Raw genomic sequence first — 6,196 nt, forward strand, 5'->3', positions numbered from 1 at the left:
CACCCCAAGCCTTTGCCGAGAATACTACGGAAAAACACCGTTATTCCGAATATTTTCACATCCGCCGCCAAGAACCGTCTGGGGGAAGACGCATGAGTTTCATGACACGCCGCAAGGCTCTGCCTGCGCTGGGAGGGCCGCCCAAGGCTCATGGCCTGAAACCCACCCTGTCCTGGCCGCATCTGGTCGCCCTGGGCGTCGGCGCCATTGTCGGCACCGGCATCTACACTCTGATCGGCGTGGGGGCCGAACGGGCCGGACCTGCGGTCATGCTGGCCTTCGTCATTGCGGGAATCGTCTGCGTCTGCGCCGCCCTGGCCTACGCCGAGCTGGCGACCATGATCCCGGAGTCGGGCTCGGCCTACACCTATTCCTACACCACCCTGGGCGAGGGCGCGGCCTGGATGGTCGGCTGGAGCCTGATCCTTGAGTACACCGTCGTCTGTTCGGCCGTGGCCGTGGGCTGGGCGGGTTATTTCTCGGGCATGATGGAGGGCATCGGCATGGGCCTGCCCGCCATGCTGACCTCGGCCCCGTCGCAGGGCGGGATCGTCAACCTGCCCGCCGTCATCATCGTCGCCGCCGTGGCGGGCCTGCTGGTCGCCGGCACCAAGGAAAGCGCCTCGATCAACGCCGTGCTGGTGGTGGTCAAGATCGCCGCCCTGATCGCCTTCGTGGCGATCGCCCTGCCCCACTTCAACCCGGCCAACCTCAAGCCCTTCATGCCCTACGGCTTCTCGCACGGCATCGGCGCCGAGATGGGCGTCATGGCGGCGGCGGCCATCATCTTCTTCGCCTTCTACGGCTTCGACGCCGTGGCCACGGCGGCAGAAGAGACCCGCAACCCCGCCCGCGACCTGACCATCGGCATCATCGGCTCGATGGTGGCCTGCGTCGTCATCTACATGGCCGTGGCCATCGCCGCCCTGGGCGCCATGCCCTTCACCGACTTCATGAAGTCGCCCGAACCCCTGTCTCACATCATCCGCACCGTCGGATCGGACCTGTGGGCGACCCTGATCGCGGGCGCGGCGGTCGTCGCCCTGCCCACCGTCATCCTGGCCTTCATGTTCGGCCAGAGCCGCATCTTCTTCGTCATGGCGCGCGACGGCCTGCTGCCGCGCAGCCTGGCCCATGTGTCCGAGCGTTCGGGCGGGCCAGTGCGCGTGACGGCGGGCACGGCCGTCCTGATGGCGATCATCGCCGGCTTCATTCCGCTGGGCGACCTGGCCGCCCTGGCCAACGCCGGAACGCTGGTGGCCTTCGCCTCGGTCGGCCTGTGCCTGATCGTGCTGCGCCGCCGCGAGCCGGGCCGTCCGCGCGTCTTCCGTGCTCCGGCGTGGTGGCTGGTCGGCCCGGTGGCCATCGCGGGTTGCGTCTACCTGTTCTTCAGCCTGCCCGCCTCGACCCAGATCAACTTCGTCATCTGGAACGTGATCGGGGTGGCGGTCTATCTGCTGTACAGCCGCCGCAACAGCCTGCTGAACGGCTAAGAAAAGAAGGGCGCCGAAGCTGACCTCGGCGCCCTTTTCAATTCATCAGCGCGTCGCCTCCGGCCGCGCCTTCTTGCGCAGCCACATGGCCGCATCCGCCTCGGATAGCCAGACCTCCGCGTCGGCCTGTTCAGCATAGGCCCGCACGCCGAACGAACCGCCCAGCGCCAACCGCGTCTCATCCCAGATGAAGCCTTCGCTCTGCAGCGCCTCGCTCAACCGCCGCGCCTTCTCGCGCCCTTCCTCGGCGCCGGCGTTCATCAGCAACACGGTGAACTCGTCCCCGCCCATGCGGCCCACGGCGTCGGATTCGCGCACGTTCGCCAGCAACAGCTCGGCCACGGCGATCAGCGCCGCGTCGCCCGCCGCATGGCCCAGACCGTCGTTGATGCCCTTGAACCCGTCCAGATCGAGATACAGCAGGGCCGCCTCGACCCCGTGGCGGCGGCAATAGGCCAGGTTGCGCGCCAGCACCGTCATGAAGCCGCGCCGGTTCAGCACGGGCGTCAGCACGTCATGATCCGCTAGGGCCTCGGCCCGTTCAGCTCGCTCAATCAGACCCGCCACCTCGGCGCGCAGGCGCGCGAGCTCGGCGTGCAGTTCGTCTTCCGAAACCGGAGCGATGGTCTGATCGGCCAGTGGATTCAAGGCGGGCTCCGGCGTCGCTTTTCCGGCCGACTCAAAGGCCCGCGACGCACCAGAGTCTAGCGTCCTCGGTTGCGGGCGCAACGCGGGTGCTGTAACGGGCCGCTTTCCGCTTGGGGAGCCTTTGCGCATGACCGCCTCCACGCCGCCGGCCACGACGCCTCCTGTCGCCATCATCATGGGCAGCCGCTCCGACTGGCCCACGATGAAGTTGGCCGCCGACCGTCTGGATCAGCTGGGCGTCGCCTGGGAGGCCAAGGTCGTCAGCGCCCACCGCACGCCCCAGCGCCTCTACGACTTCGCCACGACGGCGAAAGACAAGGGCTTCAAGGTCATTATCGCGGGCGCCGGGGGCGCGGCCCACTTGCCGGGCATGGCCGCCTCCATGACCGACCTGCCGGTGCTGGGCGTGCCGGTCCAGTCCAAGGCGCTGAAGGGCCTCGATTCCCTGCTGTCGATCGTCCAGATGCCCGGCGGCGTGCCCGTCGCTACGCTGGCGATCGGCGAGGCGGGCGCCGCGAACGCCGGGATTCTCGCGGCGCAGATCCTGGCTCTGTCCGACACGTCCGTCGCCGAGCGCCTGTCAGCCTTCCGCGCCGCCCAAACCGAATCCGTCGCCGAAACGGTCGAGGACTGATGCCCCAGTTGCCCCTGCCCCCCGGATCGACCCTCGGCATTCTCGGCGGGGGCCAGTTGGGCCGGATGTTGAGCCAGGCCGCCTCGCGCCTGGGCTTCGACGTGGTGATCCTCGATCCCCAGCCGGACTGCCCGGCCGCCCGCGTCTCGCGCGCCCAGATCACCGCGCCCTATGACGACCCCGACGCGCTCCAGGCGCTGGGCCGTCTGTGCGACGTCGTCACCTTCGAGTTCGAGAACGTCCCCGCCGCCTCGGTCGAGACCCTGGCCGAAGCGGGCGCCCTGGTCGCGCCGGGACCAACCGCCCTGGCCGTCGGCCAGGACCGGGTGGACGAGAAGACCTATCTGAACGCCGTCGACGCCCCGACCGTGGCCTTCGCCGCCGTGACGACGCTGGATGACCTCACCAACGCCATCGAACGTCTGGGCCTGCCCGCCCTGCTGAAGACCCGACGCGAGGGCTATGACGGCAAGGGCCAGGTCTGGATTCGCGACGCCGCCGAGGCCGAGGCCGCCTTCGACGCCATCGGCCGCCGTCCCGCCGTGCTGGAAGCCGCCGCCGTCTTCCAGCGCGAGTTGTCGATCATCGCCGCCCGCGGCCACGACGGCGCGGTCGCCGTCTATCCCCTGGGCGAGAACGTCCACAAGAACGGGGTGCTGAAGACCACCATCGCCCCCGCCGCCGTCGATCCCGCCACGCAAGCGCGCGCCGAACAGATCGCCGCCGCCGTGCTGGACGGCCTCGACTACATCGGCGTCATGGGCATCGAACTGTTCGACATGGGCGACGGCGAACTGCTGGTGAACGAGGTCGCCCCCCGCGTCCACAACACCGGCCACTGGACCCAGGACGGCTGCGTCTGCGACCAGTTCGAGCAGCACGTCCGCGCCGTCGTCGGCTGGCCCCTGGGCCCCACGCAGGCCCACGCCCGCATCGAGATGACCAATCTGCTGGGCGCCGAGTTCGAGGACTGGCGCGCCCTGGCCGCCCAACCCGACGCCCGCCTGCACCTCTACGGCAAACACGACGCCCGGCCGGGGCGCAAGATGGCGCACGTGAACCGCATTCTCTGACTTCTCTCCCATCGGGAGAGGGAAGTTAGCCCTTGGCGCCGTACCGCAGCCGCCCCAGCACGTCGGTGATCGTGCGGACCGGGGCGTCGAAGTCCTTGCCCGCCTTCCACTTCTCGAAGGCCATGACGTTGTCGATGCGGCGGGCGACGAAGCCTTCCGCCGCCTCGCGCCCGTCGAACCAGCGCATCGTCAGGGCGGGAATCAGGATGCCGCCCAAAATCGCTCGCTTGGAGTAGTGATTCTGGTCCGTCGCCGTATCCCCGGCCCAGCGCCACAGATGATCCGCCGTCTCCCACGCCAGCTTGAAGCCCAGGTCGACGTTGGTCGGCAGGCTGAGGAAGCCCGCGCATCGCTTGGCGGCCTCGATGTCCTGCGCCCCCGCTTCCATCCGCGCCGAGACGGCGGCGGCGATTCGTTCGCGAATCTTCATCGTGGACGCGGGCGTGGCTTCCAGCGCCTTCAGCGCGCGGGCGTCATGGCGACGCGACAGCAGGACCGCCAGATCGCGCGGGCCGTTGGGCAGCAGCAATTCCTGGTCGCCCAGCGACAGGCCGCAGGCCTCGCACGCGGCGCGCGTCAGGCGCGCGTTCCAGCCCAGCGCGGGCGCGCGTTCTATGGCCGCAGCCAGAACGGCCTGTTCTGTGCGGTCGGCCCAATCGCCTTTCGGAGCGGTGTCGGCTGTCTCGGTCATGGGCGGCACGATACGCCCATCCGGCGGGCGTTTCGACCCATCACGATTAGGCGCGACGATCTGGACACGCCCCCCCCGATCATGTATCAGCGCGCCTTCACTTGAGAGGCCTTCCTCTCGAGCGTGGTTTTGTTTTGTCTGCCCGTCTCCCTTGGAAAGGACGCGGCGGGCGGCCAAAGGAGAGAGACCCCTGGTTCAGATTTTCGTCCGCGACAACAATGTCGATCAGGCGCTCAAGGCCCTGAAGAAGAAGATGCAGCGCGAAGGCAGCTTCCGCGAAATGAAGCGTCACGTGCACTTTGAAAAGCCGTCGGAAAAGCGCGCTCGCCAAAAGGCTGAAGCCGTCCGTCGCGCCCGCAAGCTGGCCCGCAAGCGCGCCCAGCGCGAAGGCCTGCTGCCGGCTCCGAAGGGTCGCGGTCGCTAAGACCCGCTGACGCCTGAAAGATCAAAGGCCGCCCCGGATCGCCGGGGCGGCCTTTTTCTTTGTCTGTTTCGGCTCACGGCCCCGGCTTCCGCCGGGATGAACGGGAGAGAGGCAAGGCCTCCCTCCCCTAGACCTCATCGCCCCGTCACGGCGCCCATGAAGCTCTTCCAGCTCAGCTTCACGTCCGACAGGGCGCCCGCGCGGAAGGCGCGGCCCGCCGCCCAGACCATCAGGGCCGCGAACAGGAACATCCCGATCAGGCCGCCGATGATCTCGATCAGGGGCGGCCCGCTGGGCGCGCGCGCGGCCATGACGAAGGGGGTGAAGGGCGGGATCAGGCTGATGACCTTCACCACCATGGCGTCCGGGGTGCGGATGGCCATCTGCATGACCAGGATCGGCACGATCAGCACCATCATGATCGGTCCCATCAGGGTCTGGGCGTCACGCGGCGTGTCGCAGAAGGCGCCGATGGCGGCGAACAGCACCGCGTACATCAGATAGCCGCCGACCAGGAACAGCAGGAAGTAGACGAACAGGCCGTCGGTCAGCAGCACCGAGCCGATGTCCCGCGCCACATCAGGCATGGCGGCCATCAGGCCGACGGCGCCGATGCCGCCCCAGGTTCCCAGCACGGCCAGGGTCAGCAGGGCCACGCCCAGCACCTTGCCCGTCAGGATCTCGGTCGCCGAAGCCGAGGACAGCAGCACCTCCAGGATCTTGTTCGACTTCTCCTCCATCACGCTGTTCAGCAGGATGGAGGCGCCGGTCATGATCAGCGACCACAGGATGAAGCCGACCGCCAGGCCGACGATCACCGGCAGTTTGTCACGGAACGACACCTCGCCCCCCGACGCGGCGCGCGGCGAGAAGACCGAGACGTCCGGGCGGAACATCTCCGTATCCGACACCACCGCGGGGTCGATGCCGCTGGCGACGAAGACGCGGCTGCGGTTGGCGGACTTCAGGGCGTCGCGGACGGCGTCCTCGACCACGTCGTCGGTGGCGCGTCCGGTCCAGACGCGGGCGCCCGGCTTGCCGTCCTTCTCGGTCAGGAAGACGACGGCGTTCAGCTTTTCGTCCTCGGGCGCGTCCTTGTCGACATAGCGGCGGGCCAGGGCGTCGCGCGCCTCGCCCGGCGCAGCGGCGGTCAGGGCGGCGGGCGCCTCGACCAGTTCGAACGCGCGCTTGGGCGTCTTGAAGCTTGCCCCAGCGCGCGGCGCCTCCTTCTTC

7 protein-coding genes are annotated in these 6,196 nt (G+C 68.7%); 4 read left to right on the forward strand and 3 right to left on the reverse strand.

Features of this window, described 5'->3' with window-relative positions; all coding sequences use genetic code 11:
- Window positions 1-92: 92 nt before the first annotated feature.
- Window positions 93-1,493 (forward strand): amino acid permease, encoded by a 1,401-nt coding sequence (locus BDIM_RS11115; RefSeq protein ID WP_003165697.1) that lies wholly within the window; start codon window positions 93-95, stop codon window positions 1,491-1,493.
- 45 nt (window positions 1,494-1,538) lie between these two features.
- Here the strand turns inward: BDIM_RS11115 and BDIM_RS11120 are convergent, their stop codons facing one another.
- Entirely contained in the window at window positions 1,539-2,141 is a 603-nt protein-coding gene (locus tag BDIM_RS11120; protein WP_003165698.1) for a GGDEF domain-containing protein, read from the reverse strand.
- Window positions 2,142-2,268: 127 nt separating this feature from the next.
- Here BDIM_RS11120 and purE point away from each other — a divergent pair, with 127 nt between their 5' ends.
- Both purE and BDIM_RS11130 read left to right on the forward strand, forming a co-directional pair.
- Window positions 2,269-2,775 (forward strand): 5-(carboxyamino)imidazole ribonucleotide mutase, encoded by a 507-nt coding sequence (purE, locus tag BDIM_RS11125; protein WP_040345841.1) that lies wholly within the window; start codon window positions 2,269-2,271, stop codon window positions 2,773-2,775.
- A complete protein-coding gene (locus BDIM_RS11130; RefSeq protein ID WP_040345843.1) occupies window positions 2,775-3,848 on the forward strand; it encodes a 5-(carboxyamino)imidazole ribonucleotide synthase in 1,074 nt (357 codons plus the stop codon). Before purE ends, BDIM_RS11130 begins: the two co-directional genes overlap by 1 nt.
- Before the next feature lie 25 nt (window positions 3,849-3,873).
- On the opposite strand, the gene BDIM_RS11135 is transcribed toward BDIM_RS11130, so the two are convergent.
- On the reverse strand, window positions 3,874-4,539 hold the full coding sequence (locus tag BDIM_RS11135; RefSeq protein WP_040345845.1) for a COQ9 family protein: 666 nt from the start codon (window positions 4,537-4,539) through the stop codon (window positions 3,874-3,876).
- Between the two features lie 190 nt (window positions 4,540-4,729).
- Between BDIM_RS11135 and rpsU the strand changes: the two genes are divergently transcribed.
- Window positions 4,730-4,963: a 30S ribosomal protein S21 gene (rpsU, locus tag BDIM_RS11140; RefSeq protein WP_087139870.1), complete on the forward strand. Its 234-nt coding sequence runs from the start codon at window positions 4,730-4,732 to the stop codon at window positions 4,961-4,963.
- Window positions 4,964-5,097: 134 nt separating this feature from the next.
- On the opposite strand, the gene BDIM_RS11145 is transcribed toward rpsU, so the two are convergent.
- Window positions 5,098-6,196: ABC transporter permease (locus BDIM_RS11145; RefSeq protein ID WP_050796704.1), on the reverse strand; the 1,099-nt coding region annotated here is incomplete at its 5' end.

The organism is Brevundimonas diminuta ATCC 11568 (assembly GCF_000204035.1).
In the GTDB taxonomy this organism is placed as follows: domain Bacteria; phylum Pseudomonadota; class Alphaproteobacteria; order Caulobacterales; family Caulobacteraceae; genus Brevundimonas; species Brevundimonas diminuta.